Annotated in this window: 26 protein-coding genes; 18 read left to right on the top strand and 8 right to left on the bottom strand. The window is 66.7% G+C overall.

Annotation, left to right across the window (positions count from 1 at the left end; all coding sequences use genetic code 11):
- Positions 1–46: 46 nt before the first annotated feature.
- The 5 genes from AC3WPZ_RS23470 to AC3WPZ_RS23450 are packed head-to-tail and all read right to left on the bottom strand — an operon-like array spanning position 47 to position 5,480.
- On the bottom strand, positions 47–1,903 hold the full coding sequence (locus AC3WPZ_RS23470; RefSeq protein WP_492441810.1) for an AMP-dependent synthetase/ligase: 1,857 nt from the start codon (positions 1,901–1,903) through the stop codon (positions 47–49).
- A gap of 3 nt (positions 1,904–1,906) precedes the next feature.
- Positions 1,907–2,695 (bottom strand): ABC transporter ATP-binding protein, encoded by a 789-nt coding sequence (locus AC3WPZ_RS23465; protein ID WP_297401548.1) that lies wholly within the window; start codon positions 2,693–2,695, stop codon positions 1,907–1,909.
- Positions 2,692–3,519 (bottom strand): ABC transporter ATP-binding protein, encoded by an 828-nt coding sequence (locus AC3WPZ_RS23460; protein ID WP_382321829.1) that lies wholly within the window; start codon positions 3,517–3,519, stop codon positions 2,692–2,694. Before AC3WPZ_RS23460 ends, AC3WPZ_RS23465 begins: the two co-directional genes overlap by 4 nt.
- On the bottom strand, positions 3,516–4,592 hold the full coding sequence (locus AC3WPZ_RS23455; protein WP_492441808.1) for a branched-chain amino acid ABC transporter permease: 1,077 nt from the start codon (positions 4,590–4,592) through the stop codon (positions 3,516–3,518). Before AC3WPZ_RS23455 ends, AC3WPZ_RS23460 begins: the two co-directional genes overlap by 4 nt.
- Before the next feature lie 12 nt (positions 4,593–4,604).
- Positions 4,605–5,480, bottom strand: coding sequence for a branched-chain amino acid ABC transporter permease (locus tag AC3WPZ_RS23450; protein WP_291117951.1), 876 nt, complete (start codon positions 5,478–5,480; stop codon positions 4,605–4,607).
- 299 nt (positions 5,481–5,779) lie between these two features.
- Between AC3WPZ_RS23450 and AC3WPZ_RS23445 the strand changes: the two genes are divergently transcribed.
- The 4 genes from AC3WPZ_RS23445 (at position 5,780) to AC3WPZ_RS23430 (ending at position 9,457) form a co-directional block, all read left to right on the top strand.
- Positions 5,780–7,264, top strand: a complete 1,485-nt coding sequence (locus AC3WPZ_RS23445) for an acyclic terpene utilization AtuA family protein (protein WP_492441806.1) — start codon at positions 5,780–5,782, stop codon at positions 7,262–7,264.
- Entirely contained in the window at positions 7,261–7,635 is a 375-nt protein-coding gene (locus tag AC3WPZ_RS23440) for an AtuA-related protein (protein WP_382154466.1), read from the top strand. The genes AC3WPZ_RS23445 and AC3WPZ_RS23440 overlap by 4 nt, the downstream gene beginning before the upstream one ends.
- Positions 7,632–8,423 (top strand): crotonase/enoyl-CoA hydratase family protein, encoded by a 792-nt coding sequence (locus tag AC3WPZ_RS23435; protein ID WP_492441804.1) that lies wholly within the window; start codon positions 7,632–7,634, stop codon positions 8,421–8,423. Before AC3WPZ_RS23440 ends, AC3WPZ_RS23435 begins: the two co-directional genes overlap by 4 nt.
- Positions 8,424–8,494: 71 nt before the next feature.
- A complete protein-coding gene (locus AC3WPZ_RS23430) occupies positions 8,495–9,457 on the top strand; it encodes an alpha/beta hydrolase fold domain-containing protein (RefSeq protein ID WP_382328254.1) in 963 nt (320 codons plus the stop codon).
- 29 nt (positions 9,458–9,486) lie between these two features.
- On the opposite strand, the gene AC3WPZ_RS23425 is transcribed toward AC3WPZ_RS23430, so the two are convergent.
- Positions 9,487–10,476, bottom strand: a complete 990-nt coding sequence (locus AC3WPZ_RS23425) for a helix-turn-helix transcriptional regulator (RefSeq protein ID WP_492441802.1) — start codon at positions 10,474–10,476, stop codon at positions 9,487–9,489.
- A gap of 81 nt (positions 10,477–10,557) precedes the next feature.
- Here AC3WPZ_RS23425 and AC3WPZ_RS23420 point away from each other — a divergent pair, with 81 nt between their 5' ends.
- Both AC3WPZ_RS23420 and AC3WPZ_RS23415 read left to right on the top strand, forming a co-directional pair.
- Positions 10,558–12,345: a tannase/feruloyl esterase family alpha/beta hydrolase gene (locus AC3WPZ_RS23420; RefSeq protein ID WP_492441800.1), complete on the top strand. Its 1,788-nt coding sequence runs from the start codon at positions 10,558–10,560 to the stop codon at positions 12,343–12,345.
- A 29-nt stretch (positions 12,346–12,374) separates the two neighbouring features.
- Positions 12,375–13,376 (top strand): Bug family tripartite tricarboxylate transporter substrate binding protein, encoded by a 1,002-nt coding sequence (locus tag AC3WPZ_RS23415; RefSeq protein WP_492441798.1) that lies wholly within the window; start codon positions 12,375–12,377, stop codon positions 13,374–13,376.
- A 10-nt stretch (positions 13,377–13,386) separates the two neighbouring features.
- Here AC3WPZ_RS23415 and AC3WPZ_RS23410 read toward each other — a convergent pair whose 3' ends face one another.
- Positions 13,387–13,896, bottom strand: coding sequence for a pyridoxamine 5'-phosphate oxidase family protein (locus tag AC3WPZ_RS23410; RefSeq protein WP_382321814.1), 510 nt, complete (start codon positions 13,894–13,896; stop codon positions 13,387–13,389).
- Between the two features lie 129 nt (positions 13,897–14,025).
- On the opposite strand from AC3WPZ_RS23410, the gene AC3WPZ_RS23405 reads away from it, so the two are divergent.
- The gene (locus tag AC3WPZ_RS23405; RefSeq protein WP_492441796.1) at positions 14,026–14,766 is read left to right on the top strand and encodes a type 1 glutamine amidotransferase; all 741 of its coding nucleotides are present in this window, start codon (positions 14,026–14,028) and stop codon (positions 14,764–14,766) included.
- 7 nt (positions 14,767–14,773) lie between these two features.
- Here the strand turns inward: AC3WPZ_RS23405 and AC3WPZ_RS23400 are convergent, their stop codons facing one another.
- Positions 14,774–15,214 (bottom strand): acyl-CoA thioesterase, encoded by a 441-nt coding sequence (locus AC3WPZ_RS23400; RefSeq protein WP_382154480.1) that lies wholly within the window; start codon positions 15,212–15,214, stop codon positions 14,774–14,776.
- Between the two features lie 37 nt (positions 15,215–15,251).
- Between AC3WPZ_RS23400 and AC3WPZ_RS23395 the strand changes: the two genes are divergently transcribed.
- The 11 genes from AC3WPZ_RS23395 to htpX all read left to right on the top strand — a co-directional run bounded on the left by AC3WPZ_RS23395 (position 15,252) and on the right by htpX (position 26,765).
- A complete protein-coding gene (locus tag AC3WPZ_RS23395) occupies positions 15,252–17,099 on the top strand; it encodes an ABCB family ABC transporter ATP-binding protein/permease (RefSeq protein ID WP_492441793.1) in 1,848 nt (615 codons plus the stop codon).
- 68 nt (positions 17,100–17,167) lie between these two features.
- A complete protein-coding gene (locus AC3WPZ_RS23390) occupies positions 17,168–18,085 on the top strand; it encodes a LysR substrate-binding domain-containing protein (RefSeq protein ID WP_291117924.1) in 918 nt (305 codons plus the stop codon).
- A gap of 279 nt (positions 18,086–18,364) precedes the next feature.
- Positions 18,365–19,264 carry a transporter substrate-binding domain-containing protein gene (locus AC3WPZ_RS23385; RefSeq protein ID WP_382154483.1) on the top strand — a complete coding sequence of 300 codons (900 nt, stop codon included), beginning with the start codon at positions 18,365–18,367 and terminating at the stop codon, positions 19,262–19,264.
- Between the two features lie 114 nt (positions 19,265–19,378).
- Positions 19,379–20,134, top strand: coding sequence for an amino acid ABC transporter permease (locus AC3WPZ_RS23380; RefSeq protein WP_382154486.1), 756 nt, complete (start codon positions 19,379–19,381; stop codon positions 20,132–20,134).
- A gap of 1 nt (position 20,135) precedes the next feature.
- Entirely contained in the window at positions 20,136–20,807 is a 672-nt protein-coding gene (locus AC3WPZ_RS23375; protein WP_444687356.1) for an amino acid ABC transporter permease, read from the top strand.
- Between the two features lie 24 nt (positions 20,808–20,831).
- Entirely contained in the window at positions 20,832–21,569 is a 738-nt protein-coding gene (locus AC3WPZ_RS23370; RefSeq protein WP_291117914.1) for an amino acid ABC transporter ATP-binding protein, read from the top strand.
- Between the two features lie 171 nt (positions 21,570–21,740).
- Positions 21,741–22,577 (top strand): amino acid ABC transporter substrate-binding protein, encoded by an 837-nt coding sequence (locus AC3WPZ_RS23365; protein WP_492441812.1) that lies wholly within the window; start codon positions 21,741–21,743, stop codon positions 22,575–22,577.
- A 30-nt stretch (positions 22,578–22,607) separates the two neighbouring features.
- Positions 22,608–23,657, top strand: coding sequence for a dihydroorotase (pyrC, locus tag AC3WPZ_RS23360; protein WP_492441791.1), 1,050 nt, complete (start codon positions 22,608–22,610; stop codon positions 23,655–23,657).
- Between the two features lie 5 nt (positions 23,658–23,662).
- A complete protein-coding gene (locus AC3WPZ_RS23355; protein WP_492441789.1) occupies positions 23,663–24,418 on the top strand; it encodes a DUF3025 domain-containing protein in 756 nt (251 codons plus the stop codon).
- Complete coding sequence (locus AC3WPZ_RS23350; RefSeq protein ID WP_492441787.1) at positions 24,415–25,800, top strand: glutamine synthetase family protein; 1,386 nt, start codon at positions 24,415–24,417, stop codon at positions 25,798–25,800. Before AC3WPZ_RS23355 ends, AC3WPZ_RS23350 begins: the two co-directional genes overlap by 4 nt.
- A gap of 98 nt (positions 25,801–25,898) precedes the next feature.
- Positions 25,899–26,765, top strand: a complete 867-nt coding sequence (htpX, locus tag AC3WPZ_RS23345) for a protease HtpX (protein ID WP_382154501.1) — start codon at positions 25,899–25,901, stop codon at positions 26,763–26,765.
- Positions 26,766–26,898 lie beyond the last annotated feature (133 nt).

The following is a 26,898-nucleotide window of genomic DNA, read 5'->3' as shown; positions in this document are numbered from 1 at the left end:
GTCGTCACGGGCTTGTCTCCTGGGGGTTGAAAGGGGGGCGGCCGCTTCAGCGGTACATGGCTTCGATCTGCTCGGCGTATTTCTGTTGCACCAGCTTGCGCTTGAGCTTCATGGTGGGGGTGAGTTCTTCGTCTTCGGCGCTGAGCTGGGTGTCGAGCAGGAAGAACTTCTTGATCTGTTCGACGCGGGCGAACTTCTTGTTCACACGGTCGATCTCGGCCTGGATGAGCGATTGCACCTCGGGCGCGCGGGTGAGGCTGGCGTAGTTGGAAAACGGCACGTCGTTGTCCTGCGCATACTTCTCCACGTTCTCCTGGTCGATCATGATGATGACGGTGAGGTAGGGGCGCCTGTCACCGATCACCACGGCGTCGGTCACATACGGAGAGAACTTCAGCTCGTTCTCCAGTTCGCTGGGGGTGATGTTCTTGCCGCCTGCGGTGATGATGATGTCTTTCATGCGGTCGGTGATGCGGAAAAACCCTTCCTCATCGACCTGCCCCACGTCGCCCGTGTGCAGCCAGCCATCGGCGTCGATGGTCTCGGCGGTTTTCTCGGGCAGGTTCAGGTAACCCATGAACACGTTGGGCCCGCGCACCAGGATCTCGCCGGTCTGTGGACCGAGCTTCACCTCGTTGTAGGTGGCGGCCGGCCCGATGCTGCCGGGTTTGATGCGATCGGCCGGAATGCCGGTGGACGCGCCGCAGGTTTCCGTCATGCCCCACACCTCGAGCATGGGCACGCCCAGGGCCAGGTACCAGCGCACCAGATCGGGCGAGATGGGGGCCGCGCCGGTGACCAGGAAGCGCGCGCGGTGGATGCCGATGAGCTTGCGCACGTTGTCCAGCACCAGCACGCGCGCCAGGCGGAACTGCAGCCGCAGGCCGCCGGGCACCGGCTGCCCGGCCATCACCCGGTCGGCCACCTTCTGCCCCACGCCAATGGCCCAGGCGTAGGCAGCCTGCTGCAGCTGGCTGGCTTCCTTGAGCGTGATCATCACGCCCGAATAGAACTTCTCCCAGACGCGCGGCACGGCGGTGAACACGGTGGGGGCGATCTCGCGCACGTTCTCCGGCACGGTCTCGGGGTTCTCCACGAAGTTGAGCCTGGCGCCGGTGTAGAGCGAAAAATACTCGCCGCCCATGCGCTCGGCGATGTGGCACAGCGGCAGAAAGCACATGCACTCGTCGTGTTCGTCGCGCGCGATCAGCGTGTTGTAGCCGCGCACGGTGTAGACCAGGCCCTGGTGGCTGTGCATGGCGCCCTTGGGGCGGCCGGTGGTGCCGGAGGTGTAGACCAGAATGGCCAGGTCTTCGGGCTTCACCGCGGCCACGCGCGCTTCGACCAGGCCGGGGTGCTGCGCCAGGTGCGCGCGGCCCATGTCGCGCAGCGCGGCCAGGCTGATCACCTGCGGGTCGTTCAGGTCGCGCAGGCCGTCCATGTCGGCGACGACGATCTTCTTCAGGCGCGGCAACTGGGCGCGCACCTCCAGCGCCTTGTCAAGCTGTTCGTCGTCTTCCACGAACAGCACGGTGGTGGCCGAGTCGTCGCAGAGGTACTGCACCTGTTCGGCCGCGTCGGTCGGGTAGATGCCGTTGGCCACGCCGCCCGCGCTGAGCACGGCCAGGTCGCACAGCACCCATTCGACGGTGGTGTTGGAGAGGATGGACGCGGTCTCGCGCGCCTCGAAGCCCAGCGCCATCAGGCCGTGGGCGATCTCGCGCACGGCGGTGCCGGTCTGGTCCCAGGTCCAGCTGCGCCAGATGCCGAAGTCTTTCTGCCGCATCCAGATCGCCGGGCCGCGCGCCTTCACGCCGTTCCAGAAGAGGGCGGGAATGGTGTCGCCGGGCAGCACCACCTCGGTCCGCGGCTGGATGTGTGAGAGATCCCAGAGGTAACTCATGACTTATCTCCAGTTCTTCTTCTTTTTCCAGCGCCGCTCACCCCGCGCCCCGGTTTCCTTCATGCCGAGGTAGAACTCCTTGATGTCGTCCTTCTCGCGCAGGTGGGCGCAGGTATCTTCCATCACGATGCGGCCGTTCTCCAGCACGTAGCCGTAGTCGGACGCATTGAGCGCCATGTTGGCGTTCTGCTCGACCAGCAGGATGGTGGTGCCGCGCTCGCGGTTGATGCGCACCACGATCTCGAAGATCTCCTTGGTGAGCTTGGGCGAGAGGCCCAGGCTGGGCTCGTCGAGCAGGATGAGGTCGGGGTCGGCCATCAGCGCGCGGCTGATGGCCAGCATCTGCTGCTGGCCGCCCGAGAGCAGGCCGGCGTCCTGCAACGCGCGTTCGCGCAGGATGGGGAAGTAGTTGAACACCACCTCCATGTCGCGCGCCACGCCGTCGCGGTCCTTGCGGGTGTAGGCGCCCATCAGCAGGTTGTCGCGCACCGAGAGCAGGGGGAAGACCTCGCGCCCCTCGGGCACGTGGGACAGGCCTTGCTGCACGATCAGCGCCGGGTCCTGCGCGGTGATGTTCTCGCCCTTGAATTCGATCGATCCCTTGCGGGGGTCGATGATGCCGCTGATGGTCTTGAGGATGGTGGTCTTGCCCGCGCCGTTGGAACCCAGCACGGTGGCGATCTCGCTGCGGCGCACCTGCAGGCTCACGCCGCGGATCGCCTTGATCGGGCCGTAGGCGCTCTCGACGTTGAGCAGCTTGAGCACGGGGGCGTCAGACGTTGCAACGCTCATGCCGTCACCTTGTGGTTTTCGCGGCGCAGGCTGGAGACGTCGTCCATCGAACCCAGGTAGGCCTCGATCACGCCGGGGTCACTCTGCACCTCGGCGGGTGTGCCCGAGGCCAGCTCGGTGCCCATGCTCATGGCCAGCACGCGGTCCGACACCTTGGAGACCAGGCTCATGTCGTGCTCGACCATCAGCACGGTGATGCCCAGCTCTTCCTTGATGTCGGTGATCCAGAACGCCATGTCCTCGGTCTCCTCCACGTTCAGGCCGGACGACGGCTCGTCGAGCAGCAGCAGTTGGGGTTCGGTGCACAGCGCGCGCGCGAGTTCGACCACCTTGCGCACGCCGTAGGGCAGGCCGGCCACCATGGACTCGCGGTGGTGCTGCAGGTCGAGCAGGTCGATCACGCGTTCCACCTTCTCGCGCGCCTCGATCTCGGCCGCGCGCGTCTTGCCGGTGAAGAAGATCTCGCTCCACAGCCCTGTCTTGCGGTGCGTGTGGCGCCCGATCAGCAGGTTCTGCAGCACCGTGGCGTGCTCGAACAGCTCGATGTTCTGGAAGGTGCGCGCGATGCCCAGCTTGGCGATCTGGTGCGGCGCCTGGTCGGTCAGGCGCAACTCGCCATTGGGGCCGGCGTAGTCGATGGTGCCGGTGGTGGGCGTGTAGATGCGGCTGATCAGGTTGAACACCGTGGTCTTGCCCGCGCCGTTGGGGCCGATGAGCGTGAAGACCTCGCCGCGCTTCACGTCGAAGCTCACGTTGTTGACCGCCAGCACGCCGCCGAAGCGCACGCTCAGGTTCCTGGCCGAAAGAAGCACGTTTGGGTTCATTTCAGGCGATCCGATTTCTGGAACGTTTTCTGCCGCTTGAACAGGCCCTTGCGATAGAACGGGAAGAGCTGGAACCAGGTGCGCACCTTGAGCCAGCGGCCGTACAGGCCCATGGGCTCGAACAGCACGAAGGCAATCAGCACGATGCCGTACACCGCGCCCTGCAGGCCGGCGGCCTGGCCGATGGCCTCGGGCAGGTAATCCTTGCCCAGCGCGATGAGCTGGGGCATGACGATCAGGAAAATCGCGCCGAGGAAGGCGCCGTGGATCGAGCCCAGCCCGCCGATCACCACCATCAGCAGCAGGTCGATCGACTGGATGATGCTGAACTGCTCGGGCGAGAGGAACTGGATCTTGTGCGCGTACAGCGCGCCGCCGATGCCCGCGAGCGCGGCCGAGAGCGCGAAGCTCAGCGTCTTGTAGCGCGCGAGCTGGATGCCCATGCTCTGCGCCGAGATCTCCGAGTCGCGGATGGCGACGAAGGCGCGGCCGGTGGACGAGCGCATGAGGTTGACGATGCCCAGCGTGGCCAGCACGGTCACGACCAGGCACAGGAAGTAGAACTCCTCGGTGGAATCCAGCGACCAGCCGAAGAGGGCGGGGTACTGCACCATCAGGCCGGCGTTGCCACCGGTCACGTGCTCCCAGCGCGCGATCACCTCCTCGACGATGAAGCCGAAAGCCAGCGTCGCCATGCCGAGGTAGATGCCCTTGACGCGCAGCGCCGGCAGACCCACCACCATGCCCACGGCCGCCGAGAGCAGGCCCGCGCAGGCCAGTGCCAGCGGAAAGGGAATGCCCGCGTTCACCATGATGGCCTGTGTGTACGCGCCCACGCCGAGAAAGGCCGCATGGCCCAGCGAGAACAGCCCGGTGAAACCCGCCAGCAGCATCAGGCCGAGGCCGACGACGGCGTAGATCAGCACGAAGGTGAGCTGCGCGAGCCAGTACTCCGGGATCGCCCAGGGCGCCACCACCAGGAACAGGACCAGCAGGCTGTACCAGAAGGTGTGGCCACCGTGCTTGGCGAGCCGGATGTCCTGGTTGTAGTCGGTCTTGAAGAGGAATCGCATGTTCGTGGTGCCTCAGACTTTCTTGCGCAGCTTCTCGCCGAAGAGGCCGTTGGGTTTGAGCACCAGCATGAGCAGCACCACGATGTAGGGCGCCACGTCCTTGAACCCTTCGGGCAGGTAGAAGCCCGAGAACGCCTCGACGATGCCGATGATCAGGCCGCCCACGATGGCGCCGGGCAGGCTGCCGAAGCCGCCCACCACGGCGGCGGGGAAGGCCTTGAGGCCGATGAAGCCCATGTTGGCGTGCACGAAGGTGATGGGCGCGAGCAGCAGGCCGGCGACGGCGGCCACGGCCGCGGCCAGGCCCCACACCAGGCCGTTGAGCCGCTTGACCGGAATGCCCATGTAGTAGGCCGCGAGCTGGTTCTGCGACGAGGCCTGCATGGCGATGCCCAGCTTGCTGTAGCGGAACATGGCGAACAGCCCGGCGCAGAGCACGGCGGTGGAGCCGATCACCACGATCTGCTCGGCCGAGACCACCAGCGCGCCCAGGCGAAGCACCTCGTTGGCGTAGGGCACCGGCAGCGTGTGCGTGTCGGTGCCGATGTTGGGCAGCATGGTGATGAGCCCGCGCAGCGTGTAGCCCACGCCGATGGTGAGCATCACGATGGAGAAGGCCGGCTGCCCCAGAATGGGGCGGATCACCACGCGCTCGAGCACCACGCCGAACAGGCCCATGCCCACGATGGCGGCGGGCACCGACAGCCAGAACGGGAAACCCAGCATGGTCATCGCCGCCAGGCCGCCGAAGGCGCCCACCATCATCAGATCGCCCTGGGCAAAGCTCACCGTTTCGGTGGCCTTGTAGATCAGCACGAAACCCAGCGCGATCAGCCCATAGATGCAGCCCTGGGCCACACCGCTGATGAGCAGTTGCAGCAATTGCACGCGATGTCTCCTGTATGGTTCTGTCGACGCGGTGGCGGCGGGGTGGCGCTGCAATCTTTGTGGCAGTCTGCCCAGCAGGTGAGCGCAATTTATAGCTGTCTTGCATGAGACTGGCGCTAGGGGTTGTCCCCCATCCTGAGTCGCTCAGGTGCCATGAAGATGGTTGCACCCCCGCCGCGCTTTGCGCGACCTCCTCGAGGGGGCGACACCAGAGGCCCGGCAAAGCCGGTTCCTCGGTGTCTCTGATCGAGGTGGCTTCACACGGTGCGTGCTGTGCAATGACGCAATAAATCACTGAAATGAAATCCATACGAATCGGCGCCGGCCTCGGGTTCTACGGCGACAACTGGGAACCCGTGGCCGCGAGCATCGAACGCGGCGGGGTGCAATTCATCGCCAGCGACCACCTGGCCGAACTCACGCTGGCGATCCTGCAGAAAGACCGCCAGCGCGACCCCTCGCTGGGTTACGCGCGTGACGTGGTGCCCCTGCTGATGAAGCTCTGGCCGCTGATGCAAGAGCGAGGCGTGCGCTTCGTGTGCAACGCGGGCGGCCTGAACCCGCAGGGCGCCGCGCAGGCGGTGCTGGCGGCCTTCAAGACCCGCGGCTGGCAGGCCCGCGTGGCCGTGGTGAGCGGCGACGACGTGCTGCCCCGCCTGCTCGACGGCGCCACGCCCGCCAGCGCCTTCGCCCACCTCTTCACCGGCGCGCCGCTGGCCGAGGTGCGCGAGCGCCTGGTGTTCGGCAACGCCTACCTGGGGGCGCAACCCATCGTGGCCGCGCTGGACGCGGGCGCCGACATCGTGATCACCGGGCGCGTGGCCGATGCCGCGCTGTTCCTCGGGCCGCTGGTGCACGGCCTGGGCTGGACGCTGGGCGGTGCGACCCAGGCCCACGACCTCGACCGCCTCGCGCAAGGCCTCACCGTGGGCCACCTGCTCGAGTGTTCGGGGCAGGGCAGCGGCGGCAACTTCGGCAGCCAGGGCGCGTGGCAGGCCATTCCCGATCTGGCGCATATCGGCTACCCGATCGCCGAGGTGTGGGAGGACGGCAGCGCGCTCATCACCAAGGCGCCCGGCACTGGCGGGCGGGTCAACTTCGACACCGTGCGCCAGCAGCTGTTGTACGAGGTGCACAACCCCCACGCCTATTTCTCGCCCGACGTGGTGCTCGACATGGGCGGCATCCGGCTCCAGGACGAGGGCGGGGACCGCGTGCGACTGACCGGGGCGCGCGGCACCGCGCCCACCGACACGCTCAAGGTGGTGGCGGGTTTCCGGGATGGTTACAAAGCCGAGGTCACCTGGGGGTTTTCTTGGCCGGACGCCTGGGACAAGGCGCAGGCCGCGCAGGCCACCATCCGCACACTGCTCAAGGACAAGCGCATCCCGCACGACGAGCTGTATGTGGAGTACCCCGGCCTGAACTCGGCGCACGGCGCGCTCGCGCCCCTGCCCAAGCCCGACGCGCTCAACCAGTCCAACGAGATCTGGACGCGCCTGGTGCTGCGCACGCCCGACAAGGCCGCGGCCGATGGTTTCGGCCGCCTGTTCCCCTGGATGGGACTGAGCGGCCCGGCCTACACCTGCGGCTTCACCGGCCTGCACAACACCAGCGAGTTGCTGGGCATCTGGCCCACGCTGATCCCCCGCGCCGAGGTGGAAGCGGGCGCGCGGATGGAGCTGCTGGGGGAAATGAGCCCCCACGCTCCGCCGCTGCGCGGGTCGCTGCCCCCCGAGGGGGCTGTTCCGGCTTGGGGCGGCCCTGCGCCGGACCGCGCATGAGCACGATCCGCATACCCCTGGTGCGAATTGCCCACGCGCGCAGCGGCGACAAGGCCGACTGGGTGGACTTCGGCCTGTTCGCCTGGAACGACGCCGGCTACCGGTTGCTGGCGCGCGAGGTGACGGCCGAGCGCGTGCAGGCCCATTTCGCGCCCTGGCTGCCCGGCGAGGTGGACGCCTGGCCGCTGCCCAACATCCTCGCGCTGAAGTTCGTGCTGCGCGGTGCGCTGCAGGGTGGCGGCGCGCGCAACCTGCGCCTGGACAACCTGGGCAAGGCCATGGCCGGCGCGCTGCTTCGCATGGAGATCGACGTGACACAGGACGAACTGGACGCGGCCTTGAACGCGCCGCGCGTGGGGGTGTGGCCATGAGCGCCGTCACCACCGAAAAGCTGGGCGAGGTGTGGGTGGTCACGCTGGCCCGCCCCGAGGTGCGCAACGCGGTGGACAGCCCCACCGCGCAGGCGCTGCACGCGGCCTTTCTCGCGTTCGAAGACGACGCCGAGGCCCGCGTGGCGGTGTTCCACGGCGCGCACGGCCATTTCTGCGCCGGCTGGGACCTGCAGTACGGTGCCCGCCTGGCCGCCTCGGGCGAGACCGGCGGCCTGGACCTGGACTTCGCCGCCGCCGATGCGCGCGCGCTCGGCCCCATGGGCCCGTCGCGGCTGCAGCTCTCCAAGCCGGTGATCGCCGCCGTGAGCGGGGCGGCCGTGGCCGGTGGCATGGAGCTCGCGCTCTGGTGCGACCTGCGCGTGATGGAAGACGACGCCTACTTCGGCGTCTACTGCCGGCGCTTCGGCGTGCCGCTGATCGATGGCGGCACGGTGCGCCTGCCGCGCCTGATCGGCATGGGCCATGCGATGGACCTGATCCTCACCGGTCGCAAGGTGGAGGCGGCAGAGGCGCTGCGCATGGGCCTGGCCAACCGTGTGGTGCCGCCCGGGCAGGCGCGCGAGGCCGCCCTGGCACTGGCGCGGCAGCTCGCGGCGTTCCCGCAGGCCACGATGCGCGCCGACCGCGAGAGCGCCCAGCGCCAGTGGGACCTGCCCCTGGGCGAGGCGCTGCTGCAGGAATGGCAGCGCGGGCGCGAGCGCATTCCCGATGCGCTGGCCGGTGCGCAACGTTTCGCGGCCGGGCAGGGGCGGCACGGCAAGTTCTAGCGCCCGCGCTTGCCGGAAGCGGCGCGGCCGACTACGCTTGGCCGACCTTCCGATCTCCTCCAGGAACCGACATGCTGCGCCGTCTGTTGCTCCAGTCCCCCGTGTTGTGCATGGCGCCGGCCATCGTGCGCGCCCAGTCGCCCCGCGACGAGTTCGACCTGGGGCCCAGCGGCGTGATGTCGATCCAGGAACTGGAGCGGGAGCCGGTGCACGTGACGCTGGACCAGCCCTATGCCCTGACCACCAACCCGCGCCAGCGGCTGGACCTGTACCTGCCCCGAGAGCGGCACCGGGGCCCGCTGCCCGTCATCGTCTATGTGCACGGTGGCGGCTGGATGCACGGCGACAAGGCCGACGGCGCGGCCCGCCTCATGGATTTCGTGCGCGGTGGTTATTACGCCGGGGTGTCCGTGGGCTACCGCCTCAGTGGCGAAGCGCCGTGGCCCGCTCCCCTGCACGACGTGAAGGCTGCCGTGCGCTGGGTGCGCGGCAACGCCGATGGCCTGGGGCTGGACCCGGCGCGCATCGGCGTCTGGGGCCGGGGCGCCGGCGCGCACCTGGCGCTGATGCTCGGCACCACCGCCAACGTGCCGCGCCTGGAAGGCACGCTGGGTGAACACCGCCAGCACAGCAGCCAGGTCAGGGCCGTGGCCAACTTCTTCGGGCCGACCGACCTGTCCGTGTTGGGGCGCGGCGCGGACACGCCCGAAGGCCGCCTGCTCGGGGGCGCGGTCCGCGACAGGCTGGGGCTGGCGCGCGAGGCCTCACCGGCGGCGCACGCCAGCACCGCCACGCCCCCCGTGCTCACGGTGCACGGCACGCTGGACCGCGTCGTGCCCTTCAGCCAGGCCGCACGCCTGGACGACGCCCTGCACAAGGCGGGCACCAAGAGCTACCTGGTCACCATCGATGGTGGCGCGCACGGTGACTTCGGCAGCTCGGCCGACGACCGCCTGGGCGCGCTGTTCGACCGGGAACTGCTCGGCATGGACCGCGAGGTGTCGGTGGCGCCGGTGATCTGGGCTCAGCGTTAGGGGGTGTCTCAGTCGCCATGCCGGCGCTCCTACGACGACTTCTTGCCGGTCAGTTGCTTCTGCAGCTCACCCGGTGTGGTCCCGATGAGGTCGCGAAATGTCCGGGTCATGTGGCTCTGACTGGCGAAGCCCACATCCAATGCAATGTCGGCCAAGGAGCCGCCCGGCAAACCAAGCAGCTGCACGGCCCGATCCATGCGCTTTTGGACCACATACCGATGCGGCGACGTCCCTGTCGTGTTGCGAAACAGGCGGACAAAATGCGGTTTGCTGAGCCCCACGGCCTCGGACAAGGCACGGAGTGAAAGATCGCTGCCCAGATCGCAGTCGATCAGGTCGTTCACCCGCGCCATTTGCGCCGTGCTCAGGCGGCCCCGCTCCTTGATGGCCGATCGGATGCCACGGGTCCTGCCGAGGTGGGCGGCGATACCGATCGAGAGCGATTCGGCGAACAGCGTCCCGTTCGGACATCCTGCCGATATCTCGCGCACCATGCTGCGCAACACGGGTGGCAGCACCGGATCCTCAAAGTGGGAGCCTGGGCGCAACACGGCACTGATCAGATCGTCGTCGAAAAGCCTGCGGCAAAGCGGGCCTCCCCAATCGAGCTCCAGAAGGATCCGGCGAGCCTGGTGGGCGCCGGCCTGGGCCACCTTGACTTCCATGTAGGGGCTGAAGAGCCCGATCGAACCCGCGCGCAGGTCGAATTCCTCGTGCCGGCCATTCACGCTCAAGCGGGTTGTCATCGTGCCCGTGTCCACCAGTGACAGGCCCATCGTTGCAGGCGTGAAACGGTGACTCCAGGCCCCTTCAGGCGTGCCGACGCAGGCCAGTGGCAGTCCCCGCCAGCGGGCAAGCTGCTCAGGGGTGAGCAGGTTCAATGGGCTGGGTGGAGGTGGCATTTGGGGCGATCGTAGCCGCACCAAGCCGCATCCGATGAGCCGTTTGTGCAATCGAGCGCCGAACGGAAAAGACACGAAAAGCGGCGGCAAGTCAAATCCTGCGATCGCGATGGCCACGTTTCTCGTGTGTGCCGCGATAGCCGTGCAGTGCGTCATCTGGCGACGCTGCGGACAACAAAGACCGACTGGAGACAACCCATGCAAACAGTGTGGCAACGCGTGGCCTGCTTGGCTGTGGCCGCAATTGCATCGATATTGATGCCCGCCTGCGGCGGCGGAGGCGGAGGCAGCGATTCCGCTGTGGCGCCGCTCAGCTGCGACGATTCCATGAAGACCGCCTTCAAGCCAGACGCTCAAACGACGGTCGCACTGGTGAAGGCCTTCAAGAAAGGAGATCAGATTCTCCTTTCCGGGACCGCGACCGCAACGACCCCATCGGCGGCCAACGACATCTGCCTGGTCAAGCTCCTGATCGGGCCGGGCCACGCCGGTCCTGCGGGCGCGCCTTCCACGACCCCAGGCATTGGCGTCGAACTGTGGCTCCCGACAACAGCCAACTGGAACAAGCGGCTGCACGTGTTGGGCGGCGCGGGCATGGCCGGCGGGCCTCAAGCGACGCTCACCAGCGTGGCGAACGCGCCCACCGCCGCGCCCTGGGTGGTGGCCGGTGTGGAAGGCGCGGTGGCCGCCACGACCGACACAGGTCACCCGGCAGGCAACTCCAGCTTCCTGATGAAGCCGGACGGAACCATCAACACCGTGGGGTGGAGCGAATTTTCCGAGCGCGGCATTCACGAAATGACGGTCAAGGCCAAGGCGCTGGCGCAGGCCTACTACGGCACCGCGGCCAGGTACACCTATTGGCACGGCGGCTCCACCGTTGGCCGCCAAGGTCTCAAGCAGGCACAGCTGTATCCCGACGATTTCAACGGCATCATTGCCTCGGCGCCGGCGATCAACTGGACCAAGTTCACGGCCACCCAGCTCTGGGCGCAGATCGTGATTCAGCGCGAATTGGGTGGCGTGCCCTTCACAACGGGTCAGTGGAACAACGTATCGATGGCCGCCATCAGCGCGTGCGACGTCGTGGGCGGCATGCACCTGGGTTACCTTCTCGACCCCTCGACGTGCACCTACGATCCAACGACGGACGCCGCTGTTCTGTGCACCGCCTCGGGCGGAACGAACGCCACCGCGAACTGTCTGACATCGGCGCAGGCCCACGCCGCCAACAAGATCTGGTATGGACCGACCACCGATGGATCGACGCCATCGCCTTCGATCGACAACGGCCTGCGCACGACCTTGTCGCCCAAGCAGATCTGGTTCGGTTGGCCACGCGGCGGGAGCATCGGTGCCACGTCCGTGGCCACCGGCGGGATTCAATACGACATGGTCGCGCTGTTCCTGCAGGACCCGACGATCGCCGGGTCGACCTTCCTCAACGCCAAGGCCAATGGGGCCAATGGCTGGAAGAACCTGAGCTACGCGCAACTCGCCGATGCCATCGCCCAGGGTTACGCCATGGAGGCCGCGTCGTTCGCCCACATCAGCACCGACAACCCGGACCTCAGCAAATTCCGTGACCGGGGCGGCAAGCTGATCACGGTCGTGGGAACGTCGGACAGCACGATCCCGCATGCCGGCGTCCTCAACTACTACACGCGCGTGGCGGCGCAGATGGGCGGCATTCCGGCGATCCAGAGCTTCTACAAGCTGTACACGATCCCTGGCATGGGCCACTTCCCGGCCAACGGGACGGAAAACCCGGCGGCCAATCCGCCGCTGTATCCGGAAGACGCGAACTACCGCGCGCTCACCAACTGGGTCGAGAACGGCATCGCGCCGGCCGACAGGATCGATATCAGCAGCTCCGCCACGGCCGCGAATCCGACCGTGGTCACCGGCCCGATGTGCGCCTATCCCAAGATGCCCGTGTACACCAGCGGGGACATCCGGGCGGCCGCGAGCTACACCTGTTCCTGATCCGTTCCCAACCAGACGAAAGCCCCGCCATGTTGTCTCACCGCATCCGTTTGTCGCGCCGCACTGTGGTGTCAGGGGCCATGCTCGCTTGGGCGGGCCATCCACTTCGTGCATTCGCCCAGGAGGTCCCGTTCCCGACCAGACCCGTGCGGATCATCACCCCATTCCCCGTCGGTGGCGGGCCGGACGGCGTTGCGCGGCTGGTCGCTGACAAGCTGTCGAAAAAGTGGGCGCAACCTGTGATGGTGGAGAACCGCCCGGGCGGCAACGGCTTTATCGCGATCGACGCGTGGAAGCGCGGGGCGAAGGACGGACACGACCTGATCCAGCTCGACAACGTGCACCTGGCCGCCTATCCATCGCTGTTCAAGAAGCTGCCCTATGACCCGGCCGTCGATTTCGATCCCGTGCTGCCGTTGTTTCGCACCTACTTCTTCATCACCGTTGCCGCCACCAGTCCGTACAAGACGGTGGCCGACCTCATCGCCGATGCCAGGCGCAACCCGGGAAAACTGAACTTCGGGTCGTGGTCCATCGGCAACCCCGTGCACCTCGGTTCCGAGTTGTTCAGCTCGATGACGGGGACGAAATTCGAGCACATCGTTTTTAAGGAAACGACCCAGCTCTACACCAGTGTGGCCAACGGCGATCTTGCGTTTGCACTGGGATCCAGCGCCACGGCCGGACCGCTCCAGCGTGCGGGGAAATTGCGGTTCCTCGCGGTGGCGGCACCCAAACGCACGGCGGGCTACGACAGCGTGCCGACCGTGGCCGAGTCGGGTGGGCCGGCGGGATTCGAAGCCTCGGGCTGGAACGCGCTCGCCACACCGCGGGGGCTGGCGCCCGCCGTGACGGCCAAGATCAAGCACGATGTCGAGGCGGCTTTGGCCGAGCCGGATGTCCGTGACAAGTTCGCCAGCTTCGGCTATGAACCGTTCACGCCCACGCGCGAACAGTTCGCGCAATTCATCCAGGCGGAGTCCCAACGTCTCGGCGAGGTGATTCGCCGCGTCAATATCGCGCTTGACTAGCAGGCATCAGTCAGCGAACCTGCACTTCGACGGATTCGCCGAGTTTGGGCACACCACCTGTGATCACGGCCTTCGTCATGGCCAGCAGCTGCACCAGCTTGTTTTCCTTGACGTCCCAGTAGTGGGCGTGGGTGACGTTGACGACCACCAGCGCGAGATCGGGATCGTCCGGACCGCCGGGAAACCAGGCTTCGGCGGCCTTGTTCCACAGGGCCCGGGCCTTGTCGGGGTCGTTGACCACGCGCGCCGTGCCGGAGACGGAAACATAGGTGTCCTTGTCGGGATCGGCGTAACTCAGGTTGACGGTGGGTTCGGCCATCAGATCGGCCACGGGCCCTCCGTGGCGCGACATGAAAAACCAGAGGCTGCCGCCCTCCAGCCGGTTGTTCTGGGTGGTCATGGGCCGGGCATGCAGGTGACCGGCGTGCGCCGCCTGATGGCTGCGCGTGGTGAACATTGCAAAGCGAATGTCCTTGATCATGTCCCACAAGTTGTCGAGGGAGGTGTCTTGGTCGCTCATTGTTTTTCCTTTGAATGGTTGAGTTGAACTGGTTGCGCGGCAAACGGCGTGCCCAAACCTTTCGTGTATGGGGTGCAGGCTCGGCTGTCCCGTGGTACGGTTTGCGGCAAGACTTGCTTCAGGATGGTTATGCCCGCCACCACCGCTTCCACCGCCGACGTCCTGGTCCTTCAGCACCTGTTCGAGGACGGCCCGGGTTTCCTCGGCGAATGGCTCGATGCCCAGGGGCTGCCCTGGCACTTGCGCTGTGCCGAGGCGGGTGAGCTCTACCCCGCGTCCGTTCGGGGCTATCGCGGCTTGGCCGTGCTGGGCGGCGCGTGGAGCGCGAACGATGAGCGCCCCACGTTGCGCCAGGCCGAGGCGCTGATCCGCGAGGCCGATGCGCTGGGCATTCCCGTCATCGGGCACTGCCTGGGTGGCCAGCTGATGGCGCGGGCCTTGGGCGGCCAGGTGGAGCGGCTGCCCCAGCCCGAGATCGGCTGGTGGCCCATCGAGCACCACGGTGGCGCTGCCGCGCGCGACTGGTTCGGCGAAGAGCGCACGCCCACCGTGTACCAGTGGCACCAGGATGGTTTCTTGGCGCTGCCGCCGGGCGCGGAGCCGCTGGCATCGTCGGCGGCCTGCGCGCACCAGGCCTTTGCGCTCGGCCCGCACCTGGCCATGCAGTTCCACATCGAGATCACGCCGGACAAGATCGACGACTGGCTCGAAAGCCCGGGCGAGGCCTACGCGGTGAATGTGCTGCTGCACCGCGACAGCGTGCAGGACCCGGCGGGCATGCACGCCGCCACGAAACGGCACCTGGCGGGCAGCCAGGCGCTGGCCGCGCGCATCTACCGCACCTGGCGGTCGCGCTGGCCTTCGCCCTGAAACGGCCTCAGGCCAGGTGCTCGGGCAGCACCAGGCCGTCGCGCGGGATGGGGCGGGGCCGGCCTTCCAGGTCGATCGCCACGTAGGTCAGGCTGGCCTCGGTCACCTTCACGTACTGGCCCTGGGCCGAGAAACGTTCGGCGAACACCTCCACCTGCACCGTGACCGAGGTGCGGCCCAGGCGCGTGATGTGCGCGAAAAAGCTCAGGATGTCGCCCACGCGCACCGGTTGCTTGAAGATGAACTGGTTCACCGCCACCGTGGCCATGCGGCCGCGCACGTAGCGCGCGGGCAGCACGGCTCCGGCCAGGTCGACCTGCGCCATGACCCAGCCGCCGAAGATGTCGCCGTTGGCGTTGCAGTCCGCGGGCATGGGAATGACCTTGAGCACCAGTTCCCGGTCGGTCGGCAGGGCGGTTTCGGATGGCGGGCTTGAATTGCTGGACATGGGCACAATCTCTGGACAACGGCCCCCATTCTCCTGCATGCGCCCCGACAACCCCGCCCGAACTTCCATCGCCCTGCCTGCCAGTCCTGGCGCCGCTGGCCACCCACCTGCCCAACGCTCCGACTGGGGCACGCTCAAGCGCCTGCTGCCCTACCTGTGGCAGTACAAGGTGCGCGTGGTGCTGGCGCTGGCTTTCATGGTGGCGGCCAAGACGGCCAACGTGGGCGTGCCGCTGCTGCTCAAGGAACTGGTCGATGCCATGACCATCCGGCCCGGCAGCGTCGAGTCGATGCTGGTGGTGCCGTTGGGCCTGTTGCTCGCCTACGGCCTGCTGCGGCTGTCCACCAGCGTGTTCACCGAGCTTCGCGAGCTGGTGTTCGCCAAGGCCACCGAGGGCGCCACGCGCAGCATCGCGCTGCAGGTGTTCGGCCACCTGCACGCCCTGAGCCTGCGCTTCCACCTGGAACGCCAGACCGGGGGCATGACGCGCGACATCGAACGCGGCACGCGCGGCGTGCAGTCGCTCATCTCCTACTCGCTCTACAGCATCTTCCCCACGCTGATCGAGGTGATCATGGTGCTGGCGCTGCTGGGCACCAAGTTCGACATGGGCTACGTGTGGATCACCTTGGTGGCGCTGGTGCTGTACGTGACCTTCACCGTGCTCGTGACCGAGTGGCGCACCCAGTTCCGGCGCAAGATGAACGAGCTCGAATCCACCAGCCAGAGCCGCGCCATCGACTCGCTGCTGAACTACGAGACCGTCAAGTACTTCAACAATGAAAGCTTCGAAGGCCGGCGCTATGACGAGGCGCTGGAGAAGCTGCGGCGCGCGCGCATCAAGAGCCAGACCACGCTGTCCATGCTCAATGCGGGGCAGCAACTGGTGATCGCCGTGGCGCTGGTGCTCATGCTCTGGCGCGCCACGCAGGGCGTGGTCAGCGGCGAGCTCACGCTGGGCGATCTGGTCATGGTCAACGCCTTCATGATCCAGCTCTACATTCCGCTGGGTTTCCTGGGCGTGCTCTACCGCGAGATCAAGCAGAGCCTGACCGACCTGGAAAAGATGTTCGCGCTGCTGGAAAAAGAGCGCGAGATCGCGGACGTGCAAGGTGCGCAGCCGCTTCAGTTGGACGGTCCCCCAGCGGTGAAATTCGAGAATGTGCGCTTTTCCTACGAGCCGGCGCGCGAAATCCTGCATGGCATCAGCTTCGAGATTCCACCGGGCAAGACGGTGGCCGTGGTCGGGCCTTCGGGTTCGGGCAAGAGCACGCTGGCGCGCCTGCTCTACCGCTTCTACGACGTGAGCAATGCCGATGACGGCGGGCGCATCACCATCGACGGGCAGGACATCAAGGCCGTCACCCAGGCCAGCGTGCGCCAGGCCATCGGCATCGTGCCGCAGGACACGGTGCTGTTCAACGACACCATCGAATACAACATTCTTTATGGCCGCCCCGATGCGGGGCACGAGGCCGCGGTGCGGGCGGCCCAGGCGGCGCACATCCACGCCTTCATCCAGCACCTGCCGCTGGGCTATGCCACCATGGTGGGCGAGCGCGGTCTCAAGCTCTCGGGGGGCGAGAAGCAGCGCGTGGCGATCGCGCGCACGCTGTTGAAGAACCCGCCCATCGTGATCTTCGACGAAGCCACCTCGGCCCTGGATTCCGCCAACGAACGCGCGATCCAGGCCGAGCTCAAGAGCGCGGCGCGCAACAAGACCACGCTGGTGATCGCGCACCGCCTCTCCACCGTGGTGGACGCGCACGAAATCCTGGTGCTGGTCAACGGCGAGATCGTGGAGCGGGGCACCCACGCCGAACTGGTCGCCCGGACCGGCGTCTATGCGGGCATGTGGGCGCTGCAGCAAAGCGGCAGCGACTGATGCCGATTTCCCTTCAGGTCGTACCTTTCCGAGGAGCCTTCCGTCCGGCCGTTCCATAATCGCCGTCCATGGAAACCAAATGGCTCGAGGATTTCGTCAGCCTCGCCGAAACCCGCAGCTTCAGCCGTTCGGCGCAGCTGCGCCACGTCACCCAGCCCGCTTTCTCCCGGCGCATCCAGTCGCTGGAAGCCTGGGCGGGCACCGATCTGGTGGATCGCTCCTCGTATCCCACGCGCCTCACCCCCGCGGGCCAGACGCTGTACGACCAGGCGCTGGAGATGCTGCAGGCGCTGCAGAGCACGCGCGCCACGCTGCGCGCCCACACCGCCGCGGCGCAGGACGTGATCGAGTTCGCCGTGCCGCACACGCTGGCCTTCACCTTCTTCCCGTCCTGGCTCTCGGGCTTGCGCGAGACCTGCGGCCCGATCAAGAGCCGGCTGATCGCCATGAACGTGCACGACGCGGTGCTGCGCCTGGTCGAGGGCAGCTGTGACCTGCTGATCGCCTACCAGCACGCGGCCCAGCCGATCCAGCTCGATGCCGGCCGCTATGAAATGCTGCACCTGGGCTCGGAGGTGCTTTCACCCTATGTGCGCCCGGACGCGCAGGGCCTGCCGCAGTACGCCCTGCCAGGGTCGCCCCAGCAGCCGCTGCCTTACCTGGCCTATGCGCCGGGTGCCTACCTTGGCAGGGCGGTGGACCAGATGCTCAAGCAGAGCAGCACACCGGTGCACCTGGACCGCATCTACGAAACCGACATGGCCGAAGGCCTGAAAGCCATGGCGCTGGAGGGCCATGGCATCGCCTTCCTGCCGGCCAGCGCGGTGCGCAAGGAAGTGCGCGCCCGCAAGCTCGTGTCCGCCGGCGGGTCGCTGGAGACCGCGCTGGACATCCGCATCTACCGCGAGCGGTCTTCCACGCGAAAGGCCAAAGGACCGGTGGAGCAGTTCTGGAACGACCTGCGCAAAAAGCTCGGCAATCCCTGATTCACCCTGTCTCATAGGCGATACAGGTGATCCTTTGCCAAGGCCATTGGGGAAAATCCGTACATGAATGGTTTGCATAATGGCCGCTGCAATCAGCATTGGATGCGAAGGATGCCGCTGGCTACAGTCGCGGGTTCCGCCTGTGACAGGGTGGGAATTCCCGGGTGGAACGGAGCTTGCGTAGGGAGCATCATGCAGATGCCCTCCGCGCGACAACGGCGCTGAGCATCCGGTCTTGATCGCTGGTTCATCATCTTTTCTACAAGCAAGGAGATCCCTATGAAGAAACACCTGCTCGCGCTGGCCGTGACCACACTGGCCGTCGGCAGCGCCTTTGCACAAGCTGGCGACACGCTGGCCAAGATCAAGGCGTCTGGCAGCGTGTCCCTGGGCGTGCGCGAGTCTTCCGGACTGGGCTACACACTGGGCAACGGCAAATACGTCGGCTTCCACACGGAAATGGGCGAAATCATTCTGGCCGACATCCAGAAGCAGCTCGGCCTGGCCAAGCTCAACGTCAACTACCAGCCCGTGACCTCGCAGAACCGCATCCCCCTGGTGCAGAACGGCACCGTGGACCTGGAGTGCGGTTCGACCACGAACAACGCCACGCGCCAGAAGGATGTGTCCTTCGCCGTGACCACCTACGTGGAAGAAGTGCGCATCGCTGTCAAGGCCAACTCCGGCATCAACGGCATCAAGGACCTCAACGGCAAGACCGTGGCCACCACCACCGGCACCACCTCGGTGCAGACCCTGCGCAAGAACGAGCGCGCCGGCGGCATCGACTTCAAGGAAGTCTATGGCAAGGACCACGCCGACAGCTTCCTCGCGCTCGAGGGCGGCCGCGCCGATGCGTTCGTGATGGACGGCTCCATCCTGGCGGCCAACATCTCCAAGTCCAAGAACCCCGCCGACTACAAGATCGTGGGTGAAGTGCTGTCGGTCGAACCGATCGCCTGCATGCTGCGCAAGGACGACCCTGCCTTCAAGAAGGCCGTGGACGACAGCATCAAGCGCCAGATTGCCGATGGTTCGCTGGCCAAGCTGTACGACAAGTGGTTCATGCAGCCGATTCCGCCTGCCAACGTGAAGATCGGCCTGCCCATGTCCGACGCCACCAAGGCGGCCTGGGCCAGCCCGAACGACAAGCCGATGGAAGACTACGCCAAGAAGTAAGCCACGCACTTACCAGACGCCCCTTCAAGTGGACCCATTTGAAGGGGCGTTTTCGTGGCGACCGCGCAAAGCGCGGTGTGATCCGGACAAGCAACAGAGAGAAAAGGGGCTCCTATGAGCTGGGATTGGCAGGTGTTCTGCGAGGACACCATTGAACGGCAGCCGGTGGAAAGCTGCTTTGGCAAGGGGGGAGACATCACCTATCTGGACTGGATGTTGTCAGCCTGGGGTTGGACGGTGTCGGTGTCGCTGCTGGCGCTGCTGCTGGCGCTGGTGCTAGGCATCCTGATCGGTACGCTGCGCACGCTGCCCGATCGACCCATGGTGGTGCGCCTGGGCAATGCCTGGGTGGAACTGTTCCGCAACATCCCGCTGCTGGTGCAGATTTTCCTGTGGTACCACGTGGTGCCCACGATGTTCCCCGTCATGCGAGGCGTCCCTGGCTTCGTGCTGGTGGTCTTTGCCCTGGGCTTCTTCACCTCGGCGCGCATCGCCGAGCAGGTGCGCTCGGGCATCCAGGCCCTGCCGCGCGGCCAGCGCTACGCCGGCATGGCCATGGGTTTCACCACCTTCCAGTACTACCGCTATGTGCTGCTGCCCATGGCGTTCCGCATCATCATCCCGCCGCTGACCAGCGAGACCATGAACATCTTCAAGAACTCCTCGGTGGCGTTCGCGGTGTCGGTCTCGGAGCTGACCATGTTCGCGATGCAGGCGCAGGAAGAGACGTCCCGCGGCGTGGAGGTGTACCTCGCCGTGACCGGTCTCTACATCATCTCGGCCTTCGCGATCAACCGCATCATGGCCTTCATCGAGAAACGCGTGCGCATACCGGGCTTTGTCGTGGCGGGCGGAGCGGGAGGCCACTGACATGAACCTCAACCTCGACTTCTCCTTCTATAACTGGGACCTCATCAGCAACTTCGTGCTGAAGGGCCTGTACTTCAGCGTGATGCTGACCGTCGTGGCCACAGTGGGCGGCATCTTCTTCGGCACCATCCTGGCGCTCATGCGGCTGTCGGGCAAGAAGTGGCTGGACACGCCGGCCACGATCTACGTCAACGGCATGCGCAGCATTCCGCTGGTGATGGTGATCCTGTGGTTTTTCCTGCTGGTGCCGCTGCTGATCGGTCGCCCGATCGGCGCCGAGGTGTCGGCGGTGGTCACCTTCATTGCCTTCGAGGCGGCCTATTTCAGCGAGATCATGCGCGCGGGTATCCAGTCGATTCCGCGTGGCCAGGTGTTCGCCGGCCAGGCGCTGGGCATGAGCTATGGGCAGAACATGAAGCTGGTCGTGTTGCCCCAGGCCTTCCGCAACATGCTGCCGGTGCTGCTCACGCAGACCATCATCCTGTTCCAGGACACCTCGCTTGTCTACGCCATCGGCGCCTACGACATGCTCAAGGGCTTTGAGGTCGCGGGCAAGAACTTCGGCCGCCCGATCGAGGCCTACCTGGCCGCTGCCGTGGTCTATTTCGTCATGTGTTACGCGCTGTCGTGGCTCGTCAAGCGGCTGCACAAGAAAATTGCCATCATTCGTTGATGCCATCGAAACCCAGGAATTGCAATGATTGAACTCAAGAACGTCTCCAAGTGGTATGGCAGCGTCCAGGTGCTGACCGATTGCTCCACCAACATCCAGAAGGGCGAAGTCGTCGTGGTGTGCGGCCCGTCGGGCTCAGGCAAGTCGACCCTCATCAAGACCATCAACGCGCTCGAGCCCTTCCAGAAAGGCGAGATCACGGTCGATGGCATCGCGGTGCACGACCCCAAGACCGATCTGCCCAAGCTGCGCAGCCGCGTCGGCATGGTGTTCCAGCACTTCGAGCTGTTCCCGCACCTGTCGGTGACGGAGAACCTCACGATCGCCCAGATCAAGGTGCTGGGGCGCAACCCCGACGAAGCCAAGAAGCGCGGCCTCAAGATGCTCGATCGTGTGGGCCTGTCGGCGCACAAGGACAAGTTCCCGGGCCAGCTCTCGGGCGGTCAGCAGCAGCGCGTGGCGATCGCGCGAGCCCTGTCGATGGACCCCATCGTGATGCTGTTCGACGAGCCCACCTCGGCGCTCGACCCCGAGATGGTCGGCGAAGTGCTGGACGTGATGATCGGCCTGGCCCACGAAGGCATGACCATGATGTGCGTGACGCACGAAATGGGTTTCGCGCGCAAGGTCAGCAACCGCGTGATCTTCATGGACGTGGGCGGCAAGATCCTGGAGGACTGTTCCAAGGACGACTTCTTCGGCAAGCCGGAGGAGCGTCAGCCGCGCACCAAGGACTTCCTCAACAAGATCTTGGCGCACTGAGCCTCGCCGGCACGCCCGCATGTGCCCTTGACATGGGCGGATGCGGGATGGGCATTGGCTTGGCGGTGGGCCTTTCTCTATGCTCTCGGCACTCTTTTAGGGGGTGTCGTTGTGTTCTCGATCCTTACGACCTGCCTGCGCAGGATCCTCATCGCGGCGTGTCTGGCCAACATGGCCGCCGCCCAGGCCGGCCCGGTGCTGGACCGTGTGGCAAGCGATGGCGTGCTGGTGCTGGCCCACCGCGAATCCTCCGTGCCGTTCTCTTACCTGGACGGCACGGGCAAACCGGTGGGTTACGCCCTCGACATCTGCCGCCGCCTGGCGCAGGCCGTGCAACGCAAGCTGGGCCTGAGCAAGCTCGATGTGCGTTACCTCGCTGTGACGCCCTCCAACCGCCTGGACGCGGTGGAGCAGGGCCAGGCCCAGATGGAGTGCGGCTCCACCACCAACAATGCCGCGCGCCGCCAGCGGGTGGCCTTCACGATTCCCCACTTCATCACCGGTGCACGCCTCATGGTCCGGCGCGACAGCGCGGTGGACCGGGTGGACCACCCTGACCTCAAGGTGGTGGTGTCCACCCGCAACACGACGCCTCTGGATGCGCTGCGCCGCATGGTGCGGGAGCGTGGGCTTCCGCTGCGCATCGTGGAGGCGGACGACCACGAGCAGGCCGTGGGCATGGTCGAGAAGGGCGAGGCCGACGCCTTTGCCATGGACGACGTGCTGCTGTTCGGTCTGGCGGCTGCACGGCCGGACCCGACCTCCCTCAAGGTCGTGGGCCGGTTCTTCACCACCGAGCCGCTGGCGATCATGCTGCCGCGGAGCGACGAGGCGTTCAAGAAGATCGTGGACGACGAGATGCGCCGGCTCATCTACAGCGGTGAGATACAGGCGATCTACGCGACCTGGTTCACCCAGCCCATCCCGCCCAAGGGCGTGTCGCTGAACCTGCCCGTGAGCTACCTGCTGCGGGATTTCTGGAAGTACCCGACCGACAAGGTGCCCTGATCGCCTTTGCAGGTTTGCGACAATCGAGGCATGAACGCCTCGACCGCCCCACAGACCCTCACGATCACCCGACCCGACGACTGGCACCTGCACGTGCGCGATGGCGAGGCGCTGCACACCGTGGTGCCGCACACCGCGGCGCAGTTCGGCCGGGCGATCATCATGCCCAACCTCAAGCCGCCGGTGACCACCGCGGCGCAGGCCATGGCCTACCGCGATCGCATCCGCGCCGCCGTGCCCGCCGGCATGGCCTTCGAGCCGCTGATGACGCTCTACCTCACCGACAACCTGCCGCCCGAGGAAATCGCGCGGGCCAAGGACGTGGGCGTGGTCGCCTTGAAGCTCTACCCCGCGGGCGCCACCACCAACAGCGACGCCGGCGTGACCGACATCCGCAAGACCTACAAGACGCTGGAAGCCATGCAGCGCGCCGGCCTGCTGTTGCTGGTGCACGGCGAAGTGACCTCGCCCGACATCGACCTGTTCGACCGCGAGGCCGTGTTCATCGATGAGCAGCTGAGTCCACTGCGGCGCGACTTTCCCGAGCTCAAGATCGTGATGGAGCACATCACCACGAAAGAGGCCGCGCAGTACGTGGGCGAGGCCGGCGCGTTCACCGCCGCCACCCTCACGGCCCACCACCTGCTCTACAACCGCAACGCCATCTTCACCGGCGGCATCCGCCCGCATTACTACTGCCTGCCGGTGCTCAAGCGCGAGACCCACCGCCAGGCCCTGGTGGCCGCCGCCACCAGCGGCAGCGACCGTTTCTTCCTCGGCACGGACAGCGCGCCGCACCCGGCCCACCTGAAGGAGCACGCCACCGGCTGCGCCGGCTGCTACACCGCGCACGCCGCGATCGAGATGTATGCCGAGGCCTTCGACTCGGTGGGCGCGCTCGACAAGCTCGAGGCTTTCGCCAGCTTCCACGGCCCGGCCTTCTACGGGCTGCCGCGCAACAGCGGCACCGTCACCCTGAAGCGCGAGAGCTGGACCACGCCCGAGAGCTTCCGCTTTGGCGAGGCCGATCTCAAGCCGCTGCGTGGCGGCGAGGCCTTGCCCTGGCGCCAGCAAGCCTGAGTCCCTTGGAACTGGCGCTCGACTGGACCGCGCCCTGGTTCGCGCCCGTGGCCGATGAGGGGCGGGCCGTGGCCACGTCCCTGGCGGGCGGCGAGCCCTGGCCGCAGGCGCTGGGTGGCGCCGCCCCGGTGCGCTTCGTGCCGCAGGCCGAACTGCCCGCCGGCACCCCTTACGAACAGTTCATCTTCGACACTGGCCGCGTGCCCACGCGCGAGAACCTGCACGACTTCTTCAACGGCCTGTGCTGGCGCCGTTTCCCGTTGACCAAACAGCGCCTGAACCAGCTGCAGGCCGCGCAGATCGCCGCCGACGGCGTGCGCGACGTGCGGGGCCCGGTGCGCGACGCACTCACCCTGTTCGACGAAAACGCCGCCCTGCTGCAGGCTCCCGCGCCGCTCTGGGAGGCCTTGGCGGCCCGCGACTGGCACCGCCTGTTCGTGACGCTGCGCCCGCTCTGGGCGCAGGCGAGGCTGGTGCTGTTCGGCCACGCCCTGCTGGAAAAGCTGGTGACGCCCTACAAGTCCATCACCGCCCATGTGTTCCGAACGCCAGTGCCATGGGCCTTGGGTGACGACCTCGCCGCGTGGGATGCATGGCTGGCGCAGGGCCTCAGCGCGCCGGTGCTCGCAGCCAAACCGTTCACGCCGCTGCCGGTGCTGGGCGTGCCGGGCTGGTGGGCGGCGAACGAAGATCCCGCTTACTATGCCGACGCCGGGGTGTTCCGCCCCAGGCGCACCGATGCCCCAACAGACACCCCATGACCCAGCCCGCCCCGACCACCTGGTCCCACCTGAACCTGGCGCAAGACGCTGACCGCGCCGAACTCGCCGCCCATTTCCGCGCCACCGGCGTGCGCGACGTGGAATGCCTGTTCGCCGACGTCACCGGCTACCCGCGCGGCAAGCTCATGCCGGCGGCCAGCTTCGCCGCGGGCGGTGAACTGCGCATCTGCCAGGCCATTCCCATGCAGTGCGTGACGGGCGAGTATTCCTACGACAAGGTCTTCCCCGACAGCGATCCCGACGTGCGCCTGGTGCCCGACCTGGCCACGCTCAAGCTCGCCCCCTGGGCCAGCGTGCCGCGCTACCTCGCGGTGCACGACTGCGTGGAACTCGACGGCAGCCTGTGCGAGTTCGCCCCGCGCTCGGTGCTCAAGAACGTGGTGGCGCGTTACCAGGCCCTGGGGCTCACGCCCGTGGTCGCGCCGGAGATCGAGTTCTACCTGACCGCCGCCATGACCGACCCGGCCCAGCCGCTGACGCCGCCGGTGGGGCGGGGGGGCCGGCCCGAGGTGGGGCAGTCGGCCTTCAGCCTGAACGCGCTCAACGAACTGGCGCCGTTCTGGGACGCGTTCCACGCCGCCATCGACGCGCTCGGCATCCGGGCCGACACCTGGCTGCACGAGGTCGGCCCCTGCCAGTACGAGATCAACCTGCTGCACGGCGACCCCGTGGCCGTGGCCGACCAGGCCTTCCTGTTCAAGACGGCGGCGCGCGAGATCGCGCTGCAGCACGGCCTCAATGCGGTGTTCATGGCCAAGCCCCTGGCGGGCGAAGCGGGCAGCTCCATGCACCTGCACCAGAGTGTGGTGGACGCCGAAGGCCGCAACATCTTCAGCCAGGCCGATGGGGCCGAAAGCGAGGCCTTCCTGCACTACATCGGCGGCCTGCAGGCCTTCACGCCCGATCTCACGCTGATCTACGCGCCCACCGTCAATTCCTACCGCCGCTACGTCGCTGGCAGCCAGGCGCCGATCAACGTGGAATGGGGCCGCGACAACCGCACCGCCGGCCTGCGCGTGCCGGTGAGCCCACCGGCCGCGCGCCGGGTGGAAAACCGCCTGGCCGGCGCCGACGCCAACCCCTACCTGGCCATGGCCGCCACGCTCGCCGCCGGCCTGGAAGGCCTGCGGACGCGCTGCCTGCCGGGCGAACCGGTGCAGGACAACGGCTACGACCTGCCCCGGGGCCTGCCGCGAACTTTTTTCACCGCCCACGAACAAATGGCCCAGAGCGCTCACGCGCCGCGCCTGCTGGGCGAGCGCTTCGTGCGCGCCTACCTCGCGGTCAAGGCGCTGGAACATGAGAGCTTCCTCAACGAGATCAGTGCCTGGGAACGGCGCTTTCTGCTGCCCCAGGTGTGAGGCCGGCGCGCGCTGAAAGGGCGGTGCCGCTTGAAGAACCGCGTGGGCGGCCCCACTTATCATCCCGCTGTCGTCGATACCTATAACCCGGAGTCCCCATGAAACGCATCCTGCTGTTTGTCCTGACCAACTTCGCCGTGATGGCGGTGCTGTTGATCACCACCCGCATCCTGGGCGTGGATCGCTTCCTCACGGCCAACGGGCTGAACATGACGGCGCTGGCCGGGTTCTCGCTCGTGATCGGCTTCGGCGGCGCCATCATCTCGCTGCTGATCAGCAAGCCCATGGCCAAGTTCAGCGCCGGCGTGCGCGTGATCAACCAGCCGCAGAACGCCGACGAAGCCTGGATCGTGGAGACCGTGCGCCGCTTTGCCGACAAGGCCAACATCGGCATGCCCGAGGTCGGCATCTTCGACGGCGCGCCCAACGCCTTCGCCACCGGCGCGTTCAAGAACTCGGCCCTGGTGGCGGTGTCCACCGGCCTGCTGCAGAACATGACCAAGGAAGAAGTCGAGGCCGTGATCGGCCACGAAGTCGCGCACGTGGCCAACGGCGACATGGTCACCATGACGCTGATCCAGGGCGTGATGAACACCTTCGTGGTGTTCCTCAGCCGCGTGATCGGCTACGCGGTGGACGCCTTCCTGCGCCGCGGCAGCGACAACAATTCCGGCCCCGGCATCGGTTACATGATCACCACCATCGTGATGGACATCGTGCTGGGTTTCCTGGCCGCCATCATCGTGGCCTGGTTCAGCCGCCAGCGCGAGTTCCGCGCCGACGCGGGTGCCGCCAGCCTGATGGGCCGCAAGCAGCCCATGATCAATGCGCTGGCCCGCCTGGGCGGCCTCACGCCGGGCGAACTGCCCAAGACCATGCAGGCGCTGGGCATCACGGGTAGCCTGGGCAAGCTGTTCTCGACCCACCCGCCGATCGAGGAGCGCATCGCGGCATTGCAGAAGTAACCTCCCGCGCTGCCTGCGGCGTCACCCCCCAAGGGGGCGCACCTGGCGGCCCGGCGAAGCCGGTTCCGCGGGTGCCCTGGTGGCGTTTGTGCAATGCGGCACACCTTGCCACCTAGCGACTGAATAAACCCCT

It is taken from the genome of Hydrogenophaga sp. FW305-3-2-15-A-LB1 (assembly GCF_058787875.1).
This window is presented reverse-complemented; position numbering and strand designations above follow the sequence as displayed.